The organism is Isoalcanivorax pacificus W11-5, from assembly GCF_000299335.2.
GTDB lineage: Bacteria > Pseudomonadota > Gammaproteobacteria > Pseudomonadales > Alcanivoracaceae > Isoalcanivorax > Isoalcanivorax pacificus.
The window spans coordinates 2,129,444-2,152,605 of sequence record NZ_CP004387.1 but is presented as its reverse complement, the minus strand read 5'-3'; the positions used below and the strand labels follow the sequence as shown (position 1 = coordinate 2,152,605).

The 23,162-nt window shown below is 61.8% G+C and carries 22 protein-coding genes and 1 tRNA gene; 12 read left to right on the top strand and 11 right to left on the bottom strand.

Going from position 1 to position 23,162, the window contains the following annotated elements:
- Nucleotides 1-4: 4 nt before the first annotated feature.
- Both S7S_RS09745 and S7S_RS09740 read right to left on the bottom strand, forming a co-directional pair.
- A complete protein-coding gene (locus tag S7S_RS09745) occupies nucleotides 5-3,058 on the bottom strand; it encodes an efflux RND transporter permease subunit (protein WP_008735484.1) in 3,054 nt (1,017 codons plus the stop codon).
- Nucleotides 3,058-4,227, bottom strand: coding sequence for an efflux RND transporter periplasmic adaptor subunit (locus S7S_RS09740; protein WP_144401638.1), 1,170 nt, complete (start codon nucleotides 4,225-4,227; stop codon nucleotides 3,058-3,060). The genes S7S_RS09745 and S7S_RS09740 overlap by 1 nt, the downstream gene beginning before the upstream one ends.
- 211 nt (nucleotides 4,228-4,438) lie before the next feature.
- Here S7S_RS09740 and S7S_RS18860 point away from each other — a divergent pair, with 211 nt between their 5' ends.
- Nucleotides 4,439-5,068 carry a TetR/AcrR family transcriptional regulator gene (locus tag S7S_RS18860; RefSeq protein ID WP_008735488.1) on the top strand — a complete coding sequence of 210 codons (630 nt, stop codon included), beginning with the start codon at nucleotides 4,439-4,441 and terminating at the stop codon, nucleotides 5,066-5,068.
- Between the two features lie 109 nt (nucleotides 5,069-5,177).
- On the opposite strand, the gene S7S_RS09730 is transcribed toward S7S_RS18860, so the two are convergent.
- A tRNA-Pro gene (locus S7S_RS09730) sits at nucleotides 5,178-5,254 on the bottom strand.
- A gap of 116 nt (nucleotides 5,255-5,370) precedes the next feature.
- Here S7S_RS09730 and S7S_RS09725 point away from each other — a divergent pair.
- The gene (locus S7S_RS09725; protein ID WP_052269235.1) at nucleotides 5,371-6,507 is read left to right on the top strand and encodes a methyltransferase; all 1,137 of its coding nucleotides are present in this window, start codon (nucleotides 5,371-5,373) and stop codon (nucleotides 6,505-6,507) included.
- 20 nt (nucleotides 6,508-6,527) lie between these two features.
- Here S7S_RS09725 and mtnC read toward each other — a convergent pair whose 3' ends face one another.
- The 5 genes from mtnC to S7S_RS09700 all read right to left on the bottom strand — a co-directional run bounded on the left by mtnC (nucleotide 6,528) and on the right by S7S_RS09700 (nucleotide 9,936).
- Nucleotides 6,528-6,995 (bottom strand): acireductone synthase, encoded by a 468-nt coding sequence (gene mtnC, locus S7S_RS09720; protein WP_338010692.1) that lies wholly within the window; start codon nucleotides 6,993-6,995, stop codon nucleotides 6,528-6,530.
- 219 nt (nucleotides 6,996-7,214) lie between these two features.
- A complete protein-coding gene (locus S7S_RS09715) occupies nucleotides 7,215-7,760 on the bottom strand; it encodes a 1,2-dihydroxy-3-keto-5-methylthiopentene dioxygenase (RefSeq protein ID WP_008735497.1) in 546 nt (181 codons plus the stop codon).
- 4 nt (nucleotides 7,761-7,764) lie between these two features.
- Nucleotides 7,765-8,409, bottom strand: coding sequence for a methylthioribulose 1-phosphate dehydratase (locus S7S_RS09710; protein ID WP_008735500.1), 645 nt, complete (start codon nucleotides 8,407-8,409; stop codon nucleotides 7,765-7,767).
- Nucleotides 8,410-8,427: 18 nt separating this feature from the next.
- Nucleotides 8,428-9,465, bottom strand: a complete 1,038-nt coding sequence (gene mtnA, locus S7S_RS09705; protein WP_008735502.1) for an S-methyl-5-thioribose-1-phosphate isomerase — start codon at nucleotides 9,463-9,465, stop codon at nucleotides 8,428-8,430.
- 33 nt (nucleotides 9,466-9,498) lie between these two features.
- A complete protein-coding gene (locus tag S7S_RS09700; protein WP_008735504.1) occupies nucleotides 9,499-9,936 on the bottom strand; it encodes a PGPGW domain-containing protein in 438 nt (145 codons plus the stop codon).
- A 202-nt stretch (nucleotides 9,937-10,138) separates the two neighbouring features.
- Between S7S_RS09700 and S7S_RS19850 the strand changes: the two genes are divergently transcribed.
- Entirely contained in the window at nucleotides 10,139-10,576 is a 438-nt protein-coding gene (locus S7S_RS19850; RefSeq protein WP_008735507.1) for a DUF2489 domain-containing protein, read from the top strand.
- 109 nt (nucleotides 10,577-10,685) lie between these two features.
- On the top strand, nucleotides 10,686-11,360 hold the full coding sequence (locus S7S_RS09690; protein ID WP_144401636.1) for a hypothetical protein: 675 nt from the start codon (nucleotides 10,686-10,688) through the stop codon (nucleotides 11,358-11,360).
- Nucleotides 11,361-11,432: 72 nt separating this feature from the next.
- Here the strand turns inward: S7S_RS09690 and S7S_RS19845 are convergent, their stop codons facing one another.
- Complete coding sequence (locus S7S_RS19845; RefSeq protein ID WP_008735511.1) at nucleotides 11,433-12,110, bottom strand: hypothetical protein; 678 nt, start codon at nucleotides 12,108-12,110, stop codon at nucleotides 11,433-11,435.
- A gap of 275 nt (nucleotides 12,111-12,385) precedes the next feature.
- Here S7S_RS19845 and S7S_RS09680 point away from each other — a divergent pair, with 275 nt between their 5' ends.
- Together S7S_RS09680 and cysB are read left to right on the top strand one after the other, a co-directional pair.
- Nucleotides 12,386-13,306: a 5'-nucleotidase gene (locus S7S_RS09680; RefSeq protein WP_008735513.1), complete on the top strand. Its 921-nt coding sequence runs from the start codon at nucleotides 12,386-12,388 to the stop codon at nucleotides 13,304-13,306.
- 64 nt (nucleotides 13,307-13,370) lie between these two features.
- The gene (gene cysB, locus S7S_RS09675; RefSeq protein WP_008735516.1) at nucleotides 13,371-14,345 is read left to right on the top strand and encodes an HTH-type transcriptional regulator CysB; all 975 of its coding nucleotides are present in this window, start codon (nucleotides 13,371-13,373) and stop codon (nucleotides 14,343-14,345) included.
- 57 nt (nucleotides 14,346-14,402) lie between these two features.
- Here cysB and S7S_RS09670 read toward each other — a convergent pair whose 3' ends face one another.
- A complete protein-coding gene (locus S7S_RS09670) occupies nucleotides 14,403-15,128 on the bottom strand; it encodes a phosphoadenylyl-sulfate reductase (RefSeq protein ID WP_008735517.1) in 726 nt (241 codons plus the stop codon).
- 181 nt (nucleotides 15,129-15,309) lie between these two features.
- Between S7S_RS09670 and thrH the strand changes: the two genes are divergently transcribed.
- On the top strand, nucleotides 15,310-15,927 hold the full coding sequence (thrH, locus tag S7S_RS09665) for a bifunctional phosphoserine phosphatase/homoserine phosphotransferase ThrH (RefSeq protein ID WP_008735519.1): 618 nt from the start codon (nucleotides 15,310-15,312) through the stop codon (nucleotides 15,925-15,927).
- Nucleotides 15,928-15,962: 35 nt separating this feature from the next.
- On the opposite strand, the gene S7S_RS09660 is transcribed toward thrH, so the two are convergent.
- Nucleotides 15,963-17,111 (bottom strand): anthranilate synthase component I family protein, encoded by a 1,149-nt coding sequence (locus tag S7S_RS09660; RefSeq protein ID WP_008735521.1) that lies wholly within the window; start codon nucleotides 17,109-17,111, stop codon nucleotides 15,963-15,965.
- A gap of 354 nt (nucleotides 17,112-17,465) precedes the next feature.
- On the opposite strand from S7S_RS09660, the gene S7S_RS09655 reads away from it, so the two are divergent.
- The 5 genes from S7S_RS09655 (at nucleotide 17,466) to S7S_RS09635 (ending at nucleotide 23,028) form a co-directional block, all read left to right on the top strand.
- Entirely contained in the window at nucleotides 17,466-18,296 is an 831-nt protein-coding gene (locus S7S_RS09655) for a DUF6160 family protein (RefSeq protein ID WP_008735523.1), read from the top strand.
- A gap of 229 nt (nucleotides 18,297-18,525) precedes the next feature.
- A complete protein-coding gene (locus tag S7S_RS09650) occupies nucleotides 18,526-19,338 on the top strand; it encodes a C39 family peptidase (RefSeq protein WP_008735525.1) in 813 nt (270 codons plus the stop codon).
- Nucleotides 19,339-19,432: 94 nt separating this feature from the next.
- Nucleotides 19,433-20,437, top strand: coding sequence for a hypothetical protein (locus S7S_RS09645; protein ID WP_008735528.1), 1,005 nt, complete (start codon nucleotides 19,433-19,435; stop codon nucleotides 20,435-20,437).
- A gap of 30 nt (nucleotides 20,438-20,467) precedes the next feature.
- Nucleotides 20,468-22,135 carry an OmpP1/FadL family transporter gene (locus S7S_RS09640; protein ID WP_035204061.1) on the top strand — a complete coding sequence of 556 codons (1,668 nt, stop codon included), beginning with the start codon at nucleotides 20,468-20,470 and terminating at the stop codon, nucleotides 22,133-22,135.
- Entirely contained in the window at nucleotides 22,135-23,028 is an 894-nt protein-coding gene (locus S7S_RS09635; protein ID WP_008735532.1) for a hypothetical protein, read from the top strand. Before S7S_RS09640 ends, S7S_RS09635 begins: the two co-directional genes overlap by 1 nt.
- Nucleotides 23,029-23,162: the final 134 nt, after the last annotated feature.

Here is a 23,162-nt window from a genome sequence, read left to right as displayed (position 1 = left end):
GGCGCTATTGCGGCGGCGACGGCCTGGGCAGGCGGAACAGCAGCGCATACAACGCCGGCACAAACAGCAGCGTAATCAACGTGCCTACCAACACGCCGCCAATCAGCACATAAGCCAGCGGCCCCCAAAAGGGATCAGTGGCCAGCGGAATGAACGCCAGCGCAGCGGCAAGCGCAGTGAGCACCACCGGGCGCGCGCGCCGTACCGCCGCTTCGATCACCGCATCCAGCATGGTCATGCCATGATTGACGTTGTCGGTCACTTGCTGGGTGAGGATCAGTGTGTTGCGCATCAGGATACCGGCCAGACCAATCAGGCCCAGCAAGGCCACAAAGCCGAACGGCTGATTGAACAACAGCAGCGCCAGCACCGCGCCAATTACGCCCAGCGGTGCCGTGGCCATGACGACGAAAGTGCCGGAGAAAGACCGCATTTGCAGCATGATGAAGATCAGCATCAGCGCCACCATGATCGGCTGCATCTTCTGGATTGACGCATCGGCTTCGCTGGAGGACTCCACCGAGCCGCCGATCTCGATCTGATACCCCTCCGGCAAATCTGCCCGCACCTGGTGCAGGGCATCCCACACCGCATGGGTAACATTGATTGCCTGCGCGCCGTCAATCTCTGCGTTCACCGCGATAAAGGGTTCCCGGTTGTAGCCTTTGAGCACCGGATCCTCGTACTCGATAACGACTTCCCCAAGCTGCGCCACTGGGATTTTGCGGCCATCCATAGTCTTGATTTCCATATCACGCAGCGACGGCGGCTGTGCGCTGGGCAGGCCGCGTGCGCGCACTTCGACGCTGCGGATGTCCTCGCGCACATGGGTGACCGGCAGCCCGTCCAGCTCGAACTGGAATTGCTGGGCGACGTCGCGCGGCGTGAGGTTCAGCAGGCGCAGGCGATCCGGGTCCATTTGCAAGCGAATCACCGGGGCGCGCTCTCCCCACTCCAGGTGTGCTTGCGACACATGCGGTGTATCCGCCGCGACCGCGCGTACCCGTTCGGCAATATGGCGCAGCGTGACAAGGTCGGGGCCGCTGATGCGGAACGACACCGGCCACACCACAGGTGGGCCGAACAGCAAATGGTGAACGCGCACGCGGGCTTCGGGAAACTCGCCGGCATCCACGCGCGCTTGAAGCGCCGCTTCGATGGCACGGCGCTGCTCGCTGTCATGGGCCACGGCAATGATCTTGGCGAACGCAGGATTAGGTTGCTCTGGATTCAGCGCAAGAAAGAAGCGTGGCGCACCGGCGCCGACATAGGCCGACAGGGTTTTCACGCCGGGCATATCGCGCAGCAGCGCCTCAATGCGCCGGGTCACCTCGTCAGTGCGTTCCATGGCGGTGCCTTCGGGCATATAGATGTCTACCAGCACCTCCGGGCGGTCAGAGCTTGGGAAGAATTGCTGCTGCACCGTCGCGGCCATCAACAGCGCAGCCAGCACCAGCAGCCCGAGGGTGCCGAATACCACCGTCTTGCGCCGCCGCACGCACAGGCCTATCCAGCGGCGCAGGCGCACGTAACGCGGTGAATCATACGGATCATGCTGGGCGTGCGGCCGGGCAATGTCCGGCAGCAGTTTCACGCCCAGGTAGGGGGTAAAGATCACCGCCACCAGCCACGATACCAGCAGGGCATAGGCCAGCACCCAGAAAATATTGCCGGCAAACTCGCCGACTGCCGATTCGGCGAAACCGATCGGCACGAACCCGGCCACGGTGACGAGAGTGCCAAACAGCATCGGTGCGGCAGCCACTTTCCAGGCATGGGCGGCAGCCTCGATGCGCTCCCAGCCTTGCTCCATTTTGACCAGCATCATTTCGATGGCGATGATCGCGTCATCTACCAGCAGCCCCAGCGCGATGATCAGCGCGCCGAGTGTGATCCGGTCAAGGTTGATGTCGGTGGCCCGCATCAGCAGAAACGTCAGCGCCAGCGTCAGCGGAATGGTGATCGCCACGATAATGCCGGCGCGCCAGCCGATGGCGAGGAAACACACCAGCGTCACCACGGCCACGGCAACAAAGAATTTCACCTGAAACAGGTTCACCGCCTCACTGATGGCGTCGGCCTGATTGGTGAGCTGGTGTAATGTCAGGCCCAGCGGCAGGCGGGCTTTTTCCGCTTCGGTGAAGTCGTCAAGGCGGGCGCCCAGATCAAGGCCGTTCTCGCCGCGTCCCATGACGACGCCCAGCAACACCGCATCCTCGCCACTGGCGCGGACCAGGTAGGAGGGTGGGTCTTCGTAGCCGCGGCGGATCTCGGCAATATCACCCAGGTGCAGCAGCCGGCCCTCGACGCGAATCGGCAGCTCTCGCAGGGTGTCGGGATTGGTCGGGCCATTGGTAAGGCGGAGATAGCTGCGCGGCCCCTGGGTCTCAATATAGCCTGCCGCCGCCAGCTGGTTCTGGGCGTCCACGGCATCCAGCACAGCGGGCATGGAAATGCCAAGGTTTACGATGCGCGTATTGTCGAACTCGATGAAGATGCGTTCCGCCCGCTCGCCAAGCAGATCGACCTTGCGCACGCCCTCAACACGCGCCAGCCTGTCGCGTATCACCTCCGCCTCCCGCGCCAGCAGTCGTGGTGGCAGTTCGGGTGCAGTCAGCGCATAAAGGCTGAAATAGACATCGGAAAAATCGTCATTGACGATCGGCCCGGTGACCCCCGGCGGCATGTGCGGCGCCTCGTCCTGCATGCGTTTGCGGGTCTCGTAAAACAGCTGTGGCACCATGTCGCCGGGCGCGTAATCTTCAAACTCGATCTGCATGTCGACCCGGCCGGGCCGCGCCGTGGTGATGACGCGTTTGAAGTATTCGACTTCTTGAATGCGTTTTTCCAAACGCGCTGCGACCTGCTCCTGCATCTCTTTGGCGGTGGCGCCGGGCCAGGTGGCGGACACCATCATCACCCGGATGGTGAATGCCGGGTCTTCGGCACGGCCGAGCGACATAAAGGCACTCAGCCCTGCCAGGCCGATCAGAATGATGAAGAACAGCGTTACCGCACGTTCGCGAACCGCCAGGGCGGAGAGGTTGGGGATCGCCATCAGCGGACTACCCGCACGTGCTGGCCGTCATGCAGCAAATGGGTGCCCAGCGCTACGATTTGTGTTTCCGGTGGCAGCGTGGTGAGGACAAAGGCGTCCTCGGTATCCAGCCCCAGCACCTGAGCCGGGTGCGGCCGCACCTGGCCATCCTCCGTGATCACCCACAGCCGCGCCCCTTCGCCGCGTTCGGAGAGGGCGCCAAGTGGCACTTTGTAAATCGGCCCGGGGGAGGCGACTTTCGTCGAGAAGCGTATGCGGGCAATACTGCCCAGATCTGCGCCGGGCGGGGCAGGGTCGTCGAGACGATAGCGGGCACGCCAGGTGCGGGTCATCGCGTCAGCCGCGCCAGCCACTTCCTGCAAGGTGGCGGTGACCTCTGAGTCGCTGCCGGCAAGTAATACCTGCGCCTGTTCTGGCAACGTCTGGCGCCGTTCCTGCGGCACGAATATCTCAACTTCACGCGGCCCGTCATGGGCCAGCAGCGCCACCTGCTGGCCGGCTGTTACCACCTGGCCGGGTTGCGCCTGCAAGTCGAGGATGACGCCATCGGCGGGCGCCGTCAGCGTGCCATAAGCGCTGGCGTTGCGGGCCTGCTGCCACTGTGCTTCGGCGGCTGCGGCGCGCTGCAAGGCCGCTTCGGCAATGGTCCTGGTGTTGTCCGCGACTTGGGCAGACACCAGCCGCTGCCCGGCGAGATCCTGCATGCGCTTGCTTTCGGATGCGGCGTTGTCAGCCTCCACGCGAGCACTGTTGAGCTGCGCCTGGGCAGACGCCAATTGCTCACGCAGATCTTTTTCATCCAGAGTCAGTAGCGGCTGGCCTTTTGTCACCGCCTCCCCGGCGGTGACATGCCGGGCAATGATTTGGCCGCCGACCCGAAACGCCAGTGGCGATTTAATATGGGCATGGACAGTACCGCTAAGTGTCCAGGCATCCAACACGGCCAGTTGCAGGACGACGGCTTTAACTGGCGCTGCGGCGGGCTTATCAACAGTAGCTTCTGTCGGCCCACAGCCTGTCACGAACAAGGCAGGCAGCAACATCAGGGCGGCATGGCTCGCCGTGCGCAAGAGGGAGGATCGCATGAGGTCTCCTAGCAGGGTGTTGAAAAAGCCTCTTCGACGCTTTTTGAAGCCACCTTTGCGGCGCAGGTCCGCAAAGGTGGACACGAAAAATCAATCGCTTACCGCGTTTGATTTTGCTGACGGCCAGATGGTCGTCTTCCATGTTTATCAGCAAGCGAAAACGCCAGTATATAATTAGTGTACGGATGAGTTCAATAATTGAAATCAAGTGTGTCGGTGACTGGTCCGAGCCCGCGCCGGCTGCGAGAATAGCCACCTATGCTGCCTGAAGGAGGTGGTATCACAGGAGTGTCTGATGACAGTCAAAGTGGCGCGGGGGCGCCCTAGCGATCCAGCAAAGCAGGCCGCAATCTTCGAGGCGGCACGCGCGTTGTTTTTTCGTGCCGGGCCACAGGGCATGACGATGGAGGCGGTAGCGCGTGACGCGGAGGTTTCGAAAGTCACGGTCTATGCCTATTACGCCAATCGCGATGCGTTGATTCAGGCCATTATTGACGACGTGCAGCAATCGCTGTTCTCGTCCCTGCACTTGCCGCTGGACGACACGCCAGGTGTGCGGCGCTCATTGGCAGCGTTCGGCATGGGCCTGCTGGAGTTTCTGTGCAGTGAAGATTGCTTGCTGCTTTATCGTATTCTCTCCTCCACCGTCGGCGTTCCCGACGAGGTGCGGCAAATGCTGTACCGGCAGGGGCCGCTGGCCACTATCGAGCGGCTTGCTGCGTTGCTGCAACGGCTCGATCAACGGCGGCTGTTAAGCGTCCCGGACAGCGTCGTCGCCGCAGAACAACTCATCGGTATGTGGCGCGGTGCCTTGCACGAGGCGCTTGTCTTCCAGCAGAGCGGACCGCCATCGCGGGCGGAGCTGGAGAAACGCGTGCATGAGGGTCTGGATACGTTTATCCGAGCGTTTGGCAAACCGGCTTGAATTGCTGGCGGCACTACCCACTGCCCAAAGAAAAGCCGCAGCCCGGTTAATGGGTTGCGGCTTCTTGATACTGCCCCTTGCGGATGCAATCGGGAAGGGCGGTGGTATCTGGTCGGAGTAGCAGGATTTGAACCTGCGACCCCTACGTCCCGAACGTAGTGCTCTACCAGGCTGAGCTATACTCCGAAAGTGGGGCGCATTCTAACAAAAAAAACCGGGATTACCAGAGGCAATTGCCCGACCGCTGCTTTTTTCGCCATGCCGGGGAGGCAGGGCGTGCGAGTGCAGGCATAATGCGCGCCATGAGCCGATTGCACACATTTCCCGAGACAATGCTTGCGCATGCGCGTGGTGCCGTGACGGTGCGTCGCTGGCCGCGCCAGCGCAGCGAAACACTGCGCGCCTGGGACGGCGCGGACCTGTATCTGCTGGACCTGCCGGATACGGCTGCCGCTGGCCCGGCACTGGTGCTCAACGATACCTGCGGGGCACTGGCGTTGCTGCTGCCGGGTTGCGTGGTGTCCGGGGATTCCTGGCTGGCGCGTGCGGCATTGCTGGCCAATGCCGCAGACAACGGCCTGACGTTCGATGAGCAACGCTGGTGCTGGCCGGACCAGCCCTGGCCGGCGCAGCCTGCGCGGGTGCTGGTGCGGGTACCAAAGCAACTGGCGCTGCTGGAGTACCAGCTCTGGCGCCTGGCGACGGAACTGCCGGCCGGCACCCCGGTGGCGCTGGCCTGGATGGACAAGCACCTGCCAGGCAATCTGCTGGCGCTGGTAAGGCGCTACCTCGGCGATATTGATCTGTTGCGCGGCCAGTACAAGGCGCATGGCCTGACCGGGCGGATCACCGGGGCGGCCGTCCCGGCACCGCCTTATCCCGGCAGCGTTGCGGTGCCCGGTTTTGACTGGGAGCTGACGGTACGTGCCGGCGTGTTCGCGCAGGACCAGCTGGACGTCGGCGCCCGCTTTTTCATGCAGCATGTGCCGTCCGGTGTCAGCGGGCGCATCGCCGACCTGGGGTGTGGCAATGGCGTGATCGGGCTGGTGGCGGCGGCGCGCAATCCGGCAGCGCAGGTGGTGTTCTGCGACGAGTCCTGGCAGGCGCTGGAAAGCGCACGTGAAAACGCCGCGCGTTACGCTGGCTCCGCCGATACGGCGTTTCATCTTGGCAACGGGCTGGCCGGATGCGATGGGCAGTTTGATCTGGTGTTGCTGAACCCGCCGTTCCACCGTGGCCATGCCGTGGACGACAGTATGGCAAGGATGCTGTTCAGGCAGGTGGCGCGCCGTCTTGCGCCGCAGGGGGAATTGCGGGTGATCGGCAATCGGCATCTTGGTTATGGCGGGTTGCTGAAGCGTTATTTCCGGCAGGTGTCGCGGGTGGCGGACTCGGACAAGTTCAGCATTGTCAGCGCTGGCGGGGCGGTGGAGCGGTAGGCTCCCCGCCATGCCCAGCACTATGCCGGCAACACAATCTCATCGAAACGCGTCACACGGGGATGATCACTTTCCGGCGCCAGGCCATCGCGATCCAGCAGCGTGGTGTGCAGCCCGGCGGTGCGGGCGGCGTCCAGTTCAGCGACGATATCGGAGAGAAACAGAATGTCGTGCGCCGGCAAACCGATGGCATCGGTAATGCGACGATAGCTTGTCGTGTCCTGCTTGTGGCCAGAGGTGGTGTCGAAGTAATTCTCGAACAGCGGTGTCAGGTCGCCAGCGTCACTGTAGCCGAAAAACAGCTTCTGGGCGGCAATCGATCCCGAAGAATAGACAAACAGGCGCAGACCCTGGTCACGCCAGGCGCGTAACCGGGCAGCCACCTCCGGGTACATGTGCGCCTGATAGTCCCCGCGCTCATAGCCCGCGCGCCAGATAATCCCCTGTGTGCCTTCAGCGGCGTGTCCTTGCGGTCCTGCTGTATCCATTCCTGCAGCAGTGCGTTGACGGCCTCGGCATCGGGCAGGGCGTCGCCGGTCTGCGCGCGCAGGGCGTGCACCTGTTCCTGCACCGCAGCGCTGGCCCAGTGCTCGTGGAGAAAACCGGGCAGCGCGCGTGCGGCATACGGGAACAGCACGTCCTTGACGAAGGAAATGCTGCTGGTGGTGCCTTCGATATCAGTGAGAATCGCCTTGATCATTTGCGCGTCAGTTTTCCAGACGGTTGAAGCGGCCGGCGATGTCGCTGCCGGTGAAGTGGGCGACCCAGCCATCCGGATTATTGAACAGGCGGATGGCGACGAAGTGCGGATTGGGGCCCATGTCGAACCAGTGCGGCGTGTTGGCCGGCACGGAAATCAGGTCACCCTGTTCGCACAGCACTTCATACACCTTGTCACCGATATGCAGACTGAACAGCCCGGCGCCGGCGACAAAGAAGCGTACTTCGTCTTCGCCGTGGCGGTGTTCGTCGAGGAACTTCTGCCGCAGCGCGGCCTTGTCCGGGTGATCCGAATTGAGGCTGACCACGTCCACGGTCTGGTAGCCCTCTTCGTTGATCAGGCGATCGATGTCGGCACGGTAAGCGCTGATCACCTCGTCCTGGCTGGCACCAGGTGCGACCGGCTGGCTGGCTGCCCAGCGCTCGAAGCGCACGCCGGCCTGGTCAAGAATGCCGGCGATGGTGGCGTGGTCATTGCTCTGCTGCAGGGCTTCCTGCGGTGCCTGGTCGGCGTAGACTCGGATGCTGCTCATGGTTTCAGTTCCTCAACTGACGTCGCTGTACTTCGACAGCGAACAGAAATTCCAGGGCTTCAAGCTGCCGGTAGCAGGCGGCCATGGATTCCGCCCAGGTGTAGACGCCGTGGCCGCGAATCAGGTAGGCGTGGGTGATCTGCCCGTCGGCCATGGCCTGGTCCACATCGCGCGCCAGCGCGTCGATGTCCTGGGTATTGTCGAACACCGGGATATCGAGCCGGCTTTCATGGGTGGTGATGCCGGAAAAGGCTTTGAGCAGTTCATAGCCTTCCAGCCGCAGGATGTTTTCATGGGGGTAGTGCATGGTCAATACGGTGCTGGCCGGCGAGTGCGTATGCAGCACGGCCTGCGCCTGCGGCAGCCGGCGATAGAGCTGGGTATGCAAGCCCGTCTCGGCGGAGGGCTTGCCGACAGACGCCGGCTGGTTGGCCATGTCCACCACCATCACATCGGTTTCGGTGAGCTGGCCCTTGTCGCGGCCGGACACCGTCACCGCGCAGTAGTCGGCGTTCAGGCGCAGGGAATAATTGCTGCTGGTCGCGGGTGACCAGCCGTTGCCATAGATGCGTTGCCCGGTTGCGGCGATTTCGCGTGCCGCTTCGCGGAAGCGCGCCGGGGACCAGGGACGGGCGGATGAAATCGTCATGAGTCTCGCCTGGGCAGGTCAGTGGTCGTCGTTCACGGTGGCCAGATGCGCCGCCATGGTGTCTGTGCCGGGATGCCGGATCACGCCGTGCTCGGTGATGATGGCGGTGATCAGCTCGCCGGGGGTGACGTCGAACGCCGGATTGAAGACAGGCACCTCTGCCGGGGCAATCGGCTTGCCCTGGATGCAGCGTATTTCATTGCCGTCGCGCTCTTCGATCACGATGCTGTCGCCGCTTGCCAGTGCCGGGTCGATGGTGGAGAGCGGCGCGGCAACGTAGAACGGAATGCCGTGGTGCCTGGCCAGCACGGCAAGGGCGTAGGTGCCGATCTTGTTGGCGGTGTCACCGTTTGCCGTGATGCGATCCGCGCCGACGATCACCGCCTGTACTTCACCGCGCTGCATCAGATGCCCGGCGCTGGAATCGGCCACCAGTGTCACCGGCACGCCATCCTGCATCAGCTCCCAGCTGGTCAGGCGGCTGCCCTGCATCCAGGGGCGCGTTTCGCCGGCAATCACGCCACGGATACGACCGGCGGCCCAGGCAGAGCGAAGCACGCCGAGGGCCGTGCCATGGCCGCCCGTGGCCAGTGCGCCGGTATTGCAATGGGTGTAAATACGGCCGTTTTCCGGCAGCAACGGCACGCCGAAGCTGGCCAGGCGGTGGTTCATGGCACGGTCATCCTCGTGGATGCGCAGCGCCTCGCGGGTCAGCGCCTCGATCAGCGCCGCGCCGTGCAGGCCCGCCATGGTGCGTTGCATGCGCTCCAGCGCCCAGAACAGGTTGACGGCGGTGGGACGGCTTGCGGCGAGTGTGCTGACGGCGGGGGCCAGTTGATCAGCCGACGCGGTGTTGCCAAGCTCCTGCGCAGCAAGCACCACGCCGTAGGCGGCGCTGATACCGATCGCCGGCGCGCCCCGCACGACCATGTCGTGAATCGCGGCCGCGACCTCGGCGGCGGTCTGCAGCGTCAGCCAGCGGGTTTCCGCAGGCAGCAGGCGTTGGTCAAGCAGTTCCAGGCGGTCGTCCCGCCAGCGCAGGGCTGTGAGCTCCACGGCGTCTCCGTCAGTGTGTTGTCAGTGTGCTGTTCAGTGATTGTCTGCGGCCGGATAGTCCAGCGGTGCCCGGTTCGCCCGGCGGCGGATCCAGTTGGCGCTGCGGAACACCGCAGAGCGGCGCATGATAGCGCGTTCCAGACGGTATTTCCCCGGGAAGGTGCTGATGCCGACGCCGATCAGGATCGTCAGCAGGCCCTGGCCGGGCAGCACCAGCATCACCATGCCTGCCAGCACCAGCAATATGGCGAGTGCATTGCGCAGCAACCACACCAGTGTCGCGATCAGGCCCCGGTCGATGTCCGGTTTGCGCCGGGTGGTGAAATAGTCGGCGGGCATGCGCACGATCAGCCAGGGAATGGCGAAGGTGGAGGCAATCGCCATGACAATGCCCAGGCCCACCAGCGCCGGCATCCATGGCTCGACGATCTCCCACAGCGGTGTCAGCGTCTGTTCCAGTGCAGCAAGCACACCCTTCTCCTTAAAGCCGTTACAATGGCGGCGCGTCAGGCGAAAATCAACGCGCGGCACGACGGTCAGTCTGCGCCGTCTGCGTGGCGCTGGCGTGACGTTGTTACACTCGGACCACGCCGGGGCGGCGGATGTTTGGACTGCTCCCGTTTTTTTACACCCTTCAACGTCCTGTGACACAACCCCTGGGAGAAGCGCGCGGATGATCTGGTGGATAGTGGCGCTGTTGGTGGTGCTGGGCCTGGCGCTTTATGCCGCCTGGTTGTGGCGCCGTGTCTGGCACCGGCAGCAGCGACGGCTGGCGCAGACACAGGCGCGGCAGGGCATGCTGGTCGATCAACTTGAGGTATTGGCGCGTGCGGTGGTGCAGCAACAGGTGAATGTCACCGAGGGCGCGCTGCGTCTGTCGGCATTGCTGGACCTGCTGGTGGTGTCGCCGGCGCAGCCGGTGGACCTGGCAGCTATTCACCGTCTGGCGGAGGCCGCGTCATCCCTGGCGATCGGCGCGCGGCGGCAGGCGCTGCCCCGGCCGGAACGGCGTGCGCAGGACCGGCAGCGCGAGGCGCTTGAGGCAGAGCAGGGCGAGGCCGTGACGAACGCGGCCCGCCGTCTTCTGGAGGCCTTGCCGCGCTGGCGGTGAGCCTGTCATCGGCTTTATCGCCGTGACGCAGTTTCTTCCCGGTCAACGGCTCCGACGAACGGCTGGTTACAATGCCGGGCCTGCCTAATTCAGTCTTTCGGAGTATCCCATGAGTAGCCAGCCCGTGCGTGTGGCGTTTCCCGCGTCTGATGCGTTGCATGAGCGTCTTGACCAGTTCCTGCGTGAGGCGGCGGCGTCGCCGGTCGCCGATCAGAGTGCGTTGCTGAACGTGTTGCTGGACGATTTCCTGAACGATCTGCTGGCCGCATTCTTTGACGGGCCGATCGAGGCTGTCGGGGTGCAGGGCGGTGTCGCGACGATGGTGCAGGGTGGCGTGAAGATCATCAACAAGGCGGCCCGGGCCCTGGTGCGCAATCTGGTCGGCAAGGCTGGCCCGGCGGAGCAGCAGGCGCTGGCCGCGCATTTCCGTAGCCTGACCATCGAGCGTGAGGGCCGCCTGTACCTGGCGTTCCCGCTGGACGGTGACGGCGGTGCCGAGCTGCAACGGGTGTTCGAGGGATATCTGTCGGGCGAGAGCGGTTATTCCCGTGATCTGGTCACGGTCATGTGCCGTCTGTGTGACGACGCACTGCGCCATTACTTCGATGGCCTGGTGGGCTGTGTGAAGCTCAACGCATTCAACCGGGGCGTGGTGGCCACGGCCCGCAAGACCATCCAGAAAGCGGCCTATATGGCGGTGGAAAAAGGCTTGCCTGCGCTGGGGCGCCCGCACAAGGAGCCGGTGGTGCGTCATTTCAGTGGCATGCTGCTGACGCCAGCCTGACCAGACAGGGCGGGCGGGAAAAACAAAGGGGCCTTGCGGCCCCTTTGTTCGTCGACGAATCGCGTGGAGCGATCAGCCGTTGTCTTGCGGTGTGCTGGTCGGGGCCGCGGCTTTCTTCGCTGGCGCCTTTTTCGCCGGGGCTTTTTTGGCTGGTGCTTTCTTTGTCGGTGCTTTCTTTGCCGGCTTTGCCGGAGCTTTTTTGGCCGCCGGTTTGCTGGCAGCCGCCTTCTTCGCCGCGGGTTTCTTCACGGCGGCCTTGGCTTTTCTGGCCGGGGCCTTTTTCGCAGGGGCTTTGCTGGCGGCTGCCTTCTTCACCGCGGGTTTGACCTTCTTCTCGATTTCGCGCGCGCGCTTTTCCAGGTCTTTCTCGTACTGGCTGATTACCTTGGCCAGGCTGTTGGCCTGCTTGGCAGTTGCCTTCAGCACCTTGACTTCGGCTTCCAGCAGCATGCGGCGGGTTTCGGAATCATTGACCCGCTGGCGGGTCTCTTCCACGGTCTTGCGGGCACGCTCAACCTGTTTCTTCAGGTTGGCGTTGGCCTTGTCACGGTATTCCGTCTGCAGTTTCTCGAAGTTGCCCAGGTTTTCACGCTGGCGCTTGATTTCGACAGAGACGCGCTCGCGTGCTTTCTCGAGCTGCTGCTCCAGGGCTGCGATCTGTTTTTCGCGCTCCTGATCGAAGCGCTCAGCCAGCTTGCGGATCTGCTCTTGCAACTCTTCTACCCGGTCTTTTACCTTCTTTGCGGCCATGGATGACTCCCTTTCCCCTGGGTTGCAGGTGACTTCGCGTCACGTATCGGCGAAGCTGGTTGACGGAAACCGGGGCAGGGCCTCTGCACCCGATAACATGTTCGCAACTTTATGCCAGAAATTCCGGGCCTACAACATATCCGCCCGGCGGCAAATGCCGACGGGCCGCCCCTGGTGCACGGGCCGGTGGCGCCGGGCAAAAAGGCGGCCCCATTGCACTTGTCTGGTGCGTGTCGTGGCCAGTCGCGAAACTCTTTCTGCCAGGAACACTGACGATGCCGGTAAGTTTTGCAGGAAAGCTGGTGGTGGCGATCAGCTCGCGAGCGCTGTTCAACCTGTCTGACAGCCATCGTGTCTATGAAAATGAGGGCCTGGAAGCCTATCAGGCCTATCAGATTACCCATGAAGACGAAGTGCTGGAGCCGGGGGATGCCTTTCCGCTGGTGCGCAAGCTCCTCAAGATCAACGAAAGGGCCGGCGGTGAGCCGCGCGTGGAAGTGATACTGCTGTCACGCAATAGCTCGGACACCGGCCTGCGGGTGTTCAACTCCATTGAGTACTATCAGCTCCCCATTACCCGCGCGGCCTTCGCCGGTGGGCACAGCCCGCACCGTTACGTGTCGGCCTTTGGTGCGCACTTGTTCCTGTCCACCGACCAGGATGATGTGCGTGAGGCGCTCAACGCCGGCTACGCGGCCGCAACCATTCTGTCCGGCGGCACCAGCAGCCGTGATGACGGCCAGTTGCGCATCGCCTTTGACGGCGACGCGGTGCTGTTCTCGGATGATTCCGAACGCATCTTTCAGGAATCCGGTCTTGAGGCTTTCACCGAGAACGAGCGGCGCGCGGCGCGGGAGCCGCTGTCGGGCGGTCCCTTCAAGGGCTTTCTGGCGGCGTTGCACAAGCTGCAAAGCGAGTTCGACCCTGACAACAGCCCGATCCGCACCGCCCTGGTGACGGCCCGTTCGGCGCCGGCCCACGAGCGGGTGGTGCGCACGTTGCGGGCCTGGGATATCCGGATCGACGAGAGCCTGTTCCTGGGCGGGCTGGACAAGGGCGCGTTCCTGGATGCCTTTGCTGCGGATGTGTTCTTTGACGACCAGCAGGGCCACTGTGAATCCGCCGCCCGCCATGTGGCGGCCGGGCATGTGCCACATGGGATCAGTAATGAGCCCAAGGTGCCGGCCAAGCGCTAGCCCCCATGGCATCTTTTATGCGCAGGTAGCATACTTGGGCCAGTTCTTATAACTGGTGTGCGACATGAAACTTCAGCAACTGCGATATGCCTGGGAAGTGGCCCGGCACGACCTGAATGTTTCCGCCACGGCGCAGGCGCTCTATACCTCCCAGCCCGGCATCAGCAAGCAGATTCGGATGCTTGAGGACGAGCTGGGGGTGGATATCTTCGCCCGTTCCGGGAAGCACCTCACCCATGTCACGCCTGCCGGACAGGCGATCCTGCGTCTGGCCGGCGAGATTCTGCAGCAGGTGGAATCCATCAAGCGTGTCGCGCATGAATTCCGGGACGAGACACGGGGTGAGCTGAGTATAGCCACCACCCATACACAGGCGCGCTATGCGCTGCCGCCAGTGATTCGCGCATTCACCGAGCGTTTTCCGGACGTGTCCCTGCACATGCATCAGGGCACGCCGATGCAGATTTCGGAGATGGCGGCCAACGGGACGGTGGATTTCGCCATTGCCACCGAGGCGCTGGACCTGTTCTCTGACCTGATCATGATGCCCTGCTATCGCTGGAACCGGACCGTGGTGGTGCCCCAGGGGCATCCGCTGACGAAGGTGAAGACGCTGACGCTGGATACCCTGGCCGAGCATCCGCTGGTCACCTATACCTTCGGCTTCACCGGGCGCAGCAAACTGGACGAGGCATTCCGCAGCCGGGGCCTGACACCGAGAGTGGTCTTCACCGCCGCCGATGCCGACGTCATCAAGACCTATGTGCGCCTCGGCATGGGCGTCGGGATTATCGCGCACATGGCGCTGGACCCGGAGCAGGACAAAGGGCTGGTCAAGCTGGATGCCAGCCACCTGTTCGAGCCGAGCACCACCCGTATCGGTTTCCGCAAGGGGACGTTTTTACGGGGCTTCATGTACGAGTTCATCCGGCAATTTGCGCCGCATCTGACCCGTGAGCTGGTGGACAGCGCGCTGTCCTGCCATAGCCGCGACGAAGTGGAAGCGCTGTTTGCAGATATCGAGTTGCCGGTGCTGTAAGAAGAGCGGGGCACTGTCGTGCCCCGTTTCCCCTGCTGTCTGTGCCGTTATCGCGGATCAGTCGTGTATGTTCACCGCGTGCAGGCCACACTCTTTCTGGGTTGCCTCTTCCCACCACCAGCGCCCCTCGCGCTCATGCTGGTTGGGCAGCACGGGGCGGGTGCAGGGTTCGCAACCGATGGAGACGAAACCGCGTTCGTGCAGGCTGTTGTAGGGCAGCTCATTGCCGCGGATATAGTCCCACACGCGCCCGGATGACCAGTTTGCCAGCGGATTGAACTTCACCAGTTGCCGGCCCGGTGCGGCCAGCCCGGTATCCAGTTGTACCAGGGGAATGTCGGTGCGGGTCGGGGACTGGTCCTTGCGCTGTCCGGTGATCCAGGCGTCCAGGGTGGCCAGCTTGCGTTTCAGTGGCTCCACTTTGCGGATCCCGCAGCACTCGTGATGGGTATCCCGGTAGAAGCTGAACAGGCCCTTTTCGGTGACCAGTTTCTGGACTGCCTCGGCCTGCGGGAACATCACCTCAATGTCGACCTTGTAGCGCTCACGGACCTGATCCAGGAAGCGGTAAGTCTCTGCGTGCAGGCGACCGGTATCCAGGGTGAAGACGCGTACATCGGGCCGCAGGCGGACGGCGAGGTCAATCAGCACCACGTCCTCGGCGCCGCTGAAGGAGATGGCGATATTGTCGAAGCGGCTGAACGCCTCCTCCAGCAGCTTGCGTGGCGTGGCCTGTTGCAGTGCCTGGTCCCATTGCCGGATGTCCTGTTCGGTCAGGGTCATGGTGGTCCTTGCGGGTCTTGATCGGGGCTGGCCAGTCTATCAGCGTGGCTGGCCAGGCTGAACTACGGTCTGGTTCTAAGGTTATGCCGGCCGGACCACACCGGGCCGGGCCGTTGCATTGGCCGGGGCGGGCGGCTACATTGGCGCCGCCCAATCAATTACTGCCACCCTGGGGGATATCGTGGAAATCGTCTGTCTTGATCTGGAAGGTGTACTGGTACCGGAAATCTGGATCAATTTCGCCGAGCGCACCGGCATCGAGGCCCTGCGTGCCACAACCCGTGATATCCCGGATTACGATGTGCTGATGAAGCAGCGCCTGCGCATTCTCGACGAGCACGGTTATGGCCTGCCGGATATCCAGGCGGTGATTAACGAGATGGGCCCCATGGAGGGCGCGCGCGAGTTCGTGGACTGGCTGCGCGAGCGTTTCCAGGTGGTGATCCTCTCCGATACCTTCTACGAGTTTGCCCAGCCGCTGATGCGGCAACTGGGCTGGCCGACGCTGCTGTGCCACCGCCTGGAAGTGAATGAGGCAGGGCGCATCACCGATTACAGACTGCGCCAGAAAGATCCGAAGCGCATGTCGGTACAGGCGTTTCACGGCTTGCAGTATCGCGTCATTGCCGCCGGGGATTCCTACAATGACACCACCATGCTGGCCGAAGCGGATGCAGGTATCCTGTTCCATGCGCCGCAGAATGTGATAGATGAATTCCCGCAGTTCCCCGCTGTACACACCTACGAAGATCTGAAGCAGGAAATCCTCAAGGCCAGCGTGCGCGACCTGTCGCTGTAAGGTCCGGGCACTGGGCCGGCTGTGCCACAGCCGGTTCAGCGCTCCAGCGCCGCCATCAGCTTTTCCACCTTGAACAGGCTCTCCGCGTATTCCTGAGCGGGATCAGAATCGTGCACGATGCCGCCGCCGCCATGGCACACCAGTTGACCGTTCCGCGCCTGCAAGGTGCGGATGAGGATGCTGGAATCAAACGCCCCGTTGCTGCGTTGCCAGAACAGACTGCCGCAATAGAAGCCGCGCGGGCCGGGCTCCAGTTCACGGATGATCTCCATCGCGCGTCGCTTCGGTGCCCCCGTGATGGAGCCGCCGGGAAAGCAGGCCAGCAGGGCCTCCAGCGGGCTGATCCCGGTGCGCAGTGTGCCCCGCACGGTGGAAACCAGATGCTGTACGTTGGAAAAGCGCCTGAGCTGGAATAACGGTTCGGCTTCGATGCTGCCTGGCTCGCATAACTGCCCGAGGTCATTGCGCAGCAGGTCGACGATCATCAGGTTTTCAGCTCGGTCCTTGTCGCTGCGCAACAGCAGGTCACCCAGAAAGTCATCTTCCTCGGGCGTTCGTCCCCGGGGCTGGCTGCCCTTGATGGGTTCCGTCACGACAGTGCGGCCACGCACGGAGAGAAAGCGCTCTGGTGAAACGCCGAAAACAGCCCCCTCGCCGTAGTCGAAGTAGCAGGCGTGCGGGGCTGGATGGGCCGCTACCAGTGCCCGCCAGGCATTCCAGGGATGGCCGGTAAAGCGACTGCTGAATCGCTGGGCCAGATTCACCTGATAGCAGTCTCCAGCGCGCAGGTAGGCCTGGATGCGCTCCAGCGCGGCAAGATATCCCGCTCGGGACCAGTCCGGCGCAAAGGGCGTGGTCAGCCTGAAAGAGTCGTCGTGAGCAGCCGGGGGGAGGGGAGCGCTGGCTGGTGTGTCCGTATAAAGATGAACGACCGCAGCAGGCAGGGGCGATGCGTGGGTGCAGTCCGGATGGTGCAGCAGGGCGGCCGCTTCGTAGCTGATCAAGCCCACAGCCAGGCGGTCCGGGCCTGCCGCAAGCCATTGGTTTACCTGCGCCGGCAATGCCTGCAAATCATCCCGATCGGTTATCGCGACCGTCAGCGTCCTGGCGGGCTGATGGCACAGTCGCCAGCTCTGGCCATCGTGAAAGGCTGCCAGTGGGAAGGGGGCGGAGGTGTGGGTCATGCAGCTCTCGGTAACACCGGTGGCGGGCGCAGAGTGTAACGTCCCGGCACGTCCGTCGCGACAATGGCCGAATTGTGATGCAGGCACGCTCGTGCGTTACATTGTGTAACGTGACATCCGGCGAAGCGACGAACGGCGCCTGTCGGGGCGCTGGGGCGATTTTCGTAGGCCGATAAAAACCCTTTATCTTTCATTGCTTTGTGAGCATATGAACGCTCAGTGAACGTTCGTAACGGTTATTGATGGTTTTGTATATGGAATGTTAAGGTGAGGCCTGACTGATACCAGCCACCAAAAAGGTCGGGTCAGCACTACAAGAAAATAATAAGCGTGTGCACGCGTAGGAGATAATAAATGAAAGTTTTCAGGAAACTCGCTCTCGTCTCCGCTATCGCCACTCTGCCTGCTACTGGTTTTGCCATGCAGGCTATGGACGATGCGGCGCTCTCCGGGGTGACGGGTCAGGACGGTATCAGCATTACTCTTGGTTTGAACCAGACCATGAATGTGTTGATCGATGATACGACTGGCCTGACAAACGCTACTCCAGTCGGCTTGGCTACTTTCGATCAGACTGGTGGTATTTTGATCCGGGGCATGGCTCTTGCCGGTACTGTCGGTCTGGAGATTGATGCAGCTGGTGACTCTACGAATGGTGTGCTGGTAGTCGATGTGAACGTAGCTGGCTTGTCTCTGGATACCGGTGACATTTATGTGATTGACACCGGCAAGGCAGCTTCTGCAACTCACCAAGCGGCTGACTCCACTACTGCTGCTTTGGCGGGTGTTGCTCCCTCCCAGACGGCTATCCTGGATTCCATGAACATCAGTATTGCTAGCTTGGAGTTGCAGGTTCAGCTTGGTGATGGGGCGGAAAACTTCATCAACATCACGAATGGTAATATTGGCGATGTAACAATCACCAACTTCTCTCTGAACGATGCTGCGGGTGGTGGCTCCATTGCTGCCAGTTCGATCCTTATCGACGATTTGGATATTAGTGATACCACCGTATCTCTTGAGGATGGTACGAATAACCCGGCGGGTCTGCGTATCGCACTTGATGGTTCCATCGCAGGTGTGACAGTGGATAGCTTGGTACTTGGCGGCGGAAACGCTCTTGGTAATGTGTACATCAATGGCTTGAGCCTGTCGGGCACTACTATTACAGTGGCTGGCAAGTAACGAGTCTTCATCCAGGTGATGGCAGCAAGGCCCGGCGAGCGCCGGGCTTTGTTTTGCTGCATCCGTTACAAAAAGCCAACAATAGGCGCCCATTCCTGGGCTACCATGCAACAACCTGTAACGCTTCATCAGAGTGCGTATCAGGTCACTGAATTTTTCAACCGGGTGGGATTCGGCCAGGGCCGGATCATAGCGATAACAAGACACTATAATAAAAAGGGCATCTCCGATGCTGGTAACCGTGCTGGGCGTGGCACTGATTTTCTTTGCCGTCAATCAGGCAACTGTGGTGGAAGACTATCCCCGCGGTTACGTCTACTATGAGCATCCTACCCATGAAGGCCCCGTCATTGAGCGCGGCATCATCCCCAAACCGGTTTCCGAATTCCGTTACCGCAATGTGGTGCGCCAGGCCTATGACTATTCCTGTGGGTCTGCTGCGCTGACGACGGTACTGAACCAGTACCTGGGACGACAGTTCGAAGAACGGCAGATCATGGAAGGGTTGCTGCGTTTCGGCGAGACGGAAAAGATCGTCGAGCGGCGTGGTTTTTCCCTGCTCGACATGCGCCGGCTTGCCACGGCGCTGGGGCATCCCAGCGGTGGTTTCCGCGCCGAAATGAAAGACCTCCGCACCCTCGATCACCCGGCCATCGTGCCGATCTCCTATGGCGGCTTCAAACATTTCGTGGTGTTGCGTGAATGGCGCGACGGTCACCTGTATGTGGCCGATCCTGCGCTGGGGAACATCAGTTTCACCGAGAGCAAGTTCGAGGAAATCTGGGACCAGAACGTATTGTTCATCGTGTTTCCGAACGGTTTCGAACCGCAGGACGGCCTCGAACTGACCGACTACGATCTGCGCCACATCGATGAGCAGACCATCAATCGGATGGCTTTTCAGGAGTTTCCGGTGTTCACCCGGCCGATGGAGCAATGGGCCGACAAGGCCAGCACGCTGGTGCCCGTGCTGACGACCGATGAAGATGGCGTCGAACGCGTGATCAACGTGCCAACGCGGACCTATTTCCGCAGGAAGTAATCGTCAGGATTTCCTTCATGTTCTTTGATGAGAATAACAAATGATGCTGTGTACACTTGATGTTCGGGGATGGGTAGGGCGGACGCTGCTGTGCATGGTCTGCCTGGTGCCAGGGGCCGCCGCAATTGCCCAGGAACCGGAAGAAGACAGTGCCGAGGCGGCGCGCGAAGCGCTGCAGAAGCGTGATACCGATGTGACCGAGGAAAGCAACCTGGAGGAAGTGTTTCAGGCGGCGGAAAAGCAGTACTCGCTGCTGCCCTCGGGACAGTTGTCGGTGGTGTTTGCGGGGGACTACAGCTATTTCCGCAACGACACGATCGATATCGGTATTGATGAGTCTTCGGGCAATATCAACCGTTTCCGGATTGAAAACGATGCCGAGCACGCCTTTGGTGCCGCATTGTCCGTGGACTACGGTATCTGGAATAACCTGACGTTCAATACCCGGCTGCCCGTGCAGTACAAATACGATACGCAGAAGGATGCCTCTTCCGCTGCGCTGGGCGATGTGACCTTCGGTCTGCGCTATCAGCCGTTCCCGGTACGCCCTGGCGGTATCAACACCACATTGTTCGGTACGCTGTCCACTGCGACCGGTGACAGTCCGTACGACATCAACGTCAATTCCGAACTTTCCAGCGGCAAAGGCTATTACTCCATCGGCGGCGGCGTCAGCATGAGCAAGATTGTCGACCCGGTCGTGCTGTTTGGGTCCATCGGCTACACCATGGCGTTCGATGCCACCGGCCTGAACCAGCGCCGGGGTACAGACCTGCTCAAGCGTGTCGAGCCGGGCGACTCGATCAGTTTTTCCATGGGCCTGGCCTATGCGCTGTCCTATGAAGTGTCGGTGTCTGCGAGCTATCAGCAGTCCTACAACTTCGTCTCCAACTTTGTGTTTGACCGGGGTGGCGAGAAGATTGTGGCCAATTCCGAGGATTCCACCTCGAGCGTGCTGAATACCTCGCTGGGCCTGCGTACCTCCAGCAACCGCATTATCAATATCAGCTTTGGCTTCGGCCTGACCGAAGACTCACCGGATGTGCTGCTGGGCATTTCCCTGCCGATCGATGTAACGGGCCTGAAACCGGGGGCCTGATGACGCTGTGGAACTGGCGGATGTATGCAGATGAATAACAATAATCTACGGCTTCTGCGTCGATGGTGCCTGGGGCTGGCCCTGGCGCTGTGCGGCCCGGCGCAGGCGCAGCTGGCCACCAACATCGGTATTGATGTGCGCGCCATGAGCATGGCGCATGCCGTGACCGCTGATCCTCCGGGCATCATGGCGATCCATTTCAACCCGGCGGGCCTGGCCAAGCTTGAAGGCCGGCGCATGGATCTGCAGTTTCTGGCCGTGGACATGTCGGTGGAGTCCCGCTTCAGTGCGCCGCCGGGCTACAACGTGTTCGGCTTTTCCGACGACCCGGTAGTGTGTGCCGACGCGCCCAACGACGGCTCCGATGTGTGCCGTAACTTCCGCACCAGCACCAGCACCATCGAAGGCGTGTCGCTGTATGTGCCGATCGTGAATGACGTGGTGGACCTGCCGCCTGGCCCGCTGATGGCCGGGCCCATTCCCTCATTCTCGATCAAGCCGGCGGGGTCCAAGTTCACCTTCGCCACTGCGACCTATCTGCCCATGGCGGCCGGCTTTTATCGCCAGGAAGGGGACCCGGGTAATTTCATGGGGCGCCGTGTGGCGTTGAACCGTATTACCTATCTGTCGCCTTCAGTGGGCTATCAGATCAACGACGAGCTTTCCATTGGGGCCTCGATCGGTTTCTCGTACCAGGCAGTGGCGCTCGAGACAGATTTCCGTTCGCCCAACGAACTGCTTGGTTTTGCCCGTATCGTGGACGAGAGCCTGTGCGCGCCGTTCAAGGGCGAGTCGAATTTCGCACTGGATATCATTCTGTTCGGTATCTGCCGGCCCAATGAAGGCCTGGGGCCGTTCAAGAGCCTGGCGGCCATGGACGTGGCCATGGATCAGCGGTTCAGCCCGTCCTATAACCTCGGCATCCTGTGGGAACCGAGCGACCGCTTTGCCTGGGGCGCGGTGTGGCATGCACCCACCAAAGTGCACATGCGCGGGCGCTACAAGATCAGCTATTCCAATGCAGCGCAGGAGACCATCAACGGTGTCGGCAGCAGTCCCACCGGCGCCATCGCGCTGGCCGTACTCGGGCTGCCGAGCCGGATTGGTGCCACGGATGCGGGGCTGATCAACATGGACCTGACCATGCCGGCGCATTTCCAGACCGGCATCAAGTTCAAGCCGACGGAGCGCCTGCAACTCAATATTGATGCCGTGTGGGTGGACTACGCCGAGTGGGACGCGTTTAACTTCCAGTTTGACTCGACCAATGCGGCGCTGGCCCTGGCGCGTCTTTTCTCGCCGGGGTCAACCAGCACCAGCCTTTACTTTCCGCTGCAGTATCAATCCACCTGGAATCTGGCCTTCGGTGCCGAATATGCATTGACGGATCGTCTGTCGCTGCGCGCAGGCTATGAGCCAAGGGCCTCGGCCATTCCCGATGACCGGCGTGCACCGCTGGTGCCGATCAATGAGGCGCGCTACTACAGTCTCGGGCTGGGATATCGCTGGGACAAGGACACCGAGATCGATCTGGCGGTGGCGACGCTGCGCAGCCGCGATGATATTCCCGCCAACAGCAGTTGTGCGGCAAACTGTACCGGGATCAACAACCTGGTTTACAACCCCTATGCCGGTCTGGATATCGAAACACAAGCGTCCATCACCATGTTCGGCATGGCATTCCGTACGCGCTTCTGATGCGTAGCCTGGCCGTGTTCCTGCTGTTATCCCTGCTTGCCGCGGCGGGTTGCACGGCGTCCGGTTCGCGTGGCGGTTTCTATACCTATGTCGACGATCAGGGCAATCTGATTACCGGACAACTGCCGGTATCGGCGCCAGCACCTGAGGCCGACACCCCGCGTGCCGATACACTGCCGGCGAGTGTCGACGAAGGGCTCCTGGCGCAGGTCTCCGGCGATGCGCCGGTACCTGATTCGGGGTCGGCCAGCCCCCAGGCAGATGAAACGCCGGCAGACGAAACGGAAGAACGTTTTGTCACTTATGTGGACGGTGATGGCCAGATCACCCGGCAAGTGATTGATCTGGGTGCCGCACGCCGCGCGGAGGCGGCGCGCGGACCGGGATATGACCTGATTGGCGAGGGCGGCGAGGCTCAGGAAGGCTATATCGAGACGGTGACGCCGGTCGCGGCAGATTGTTGCCGGGAACTGCTGGCTGACGCAGAGACATTGCGGCCGGGGCAGGAGGTCATGCTCACGTTCAACACCGGGCAGACGCAGCAAATCCGGGTCGGGCAGCGTCAGGTGCCGGCACGGGTGCTGACGTTGCGGCGTGAAGTGGCGGAGATCAGAGTGCTGAGTTTCAAACAGCATGGCCGTTATCTGCATCCGCAACTGCTATTGCTGGATGAGCAGGGAGTGCCGGTATTGCAGGTGGACAACGTTTTCACACGCCGTTTTCCGGAAACCTGGGCCCGATATGCCTATATAGACGGAACTCTGCCCAGAGAGGCCGGTCATCGTTACCTGGTGGTCTACCTGGGTTACGCGGACGGCGGCCTGCCAGGGCTGGTCACGGAAGCGGACAGCGAGCTGGCCATTGACGGCGGCGTGGTGGTCAGAGGGTATTGATCCACCGGGCATCGCAGCCCGGACGCCCACCGGCACAGGGCTTTACCGCACAGGGCAGGGCAGGTAGTGTGCCCGCTCACAAGCGAAACAGAACAATTGAGACTCTCCATCATGACAAACATGAAGCGCTTTCT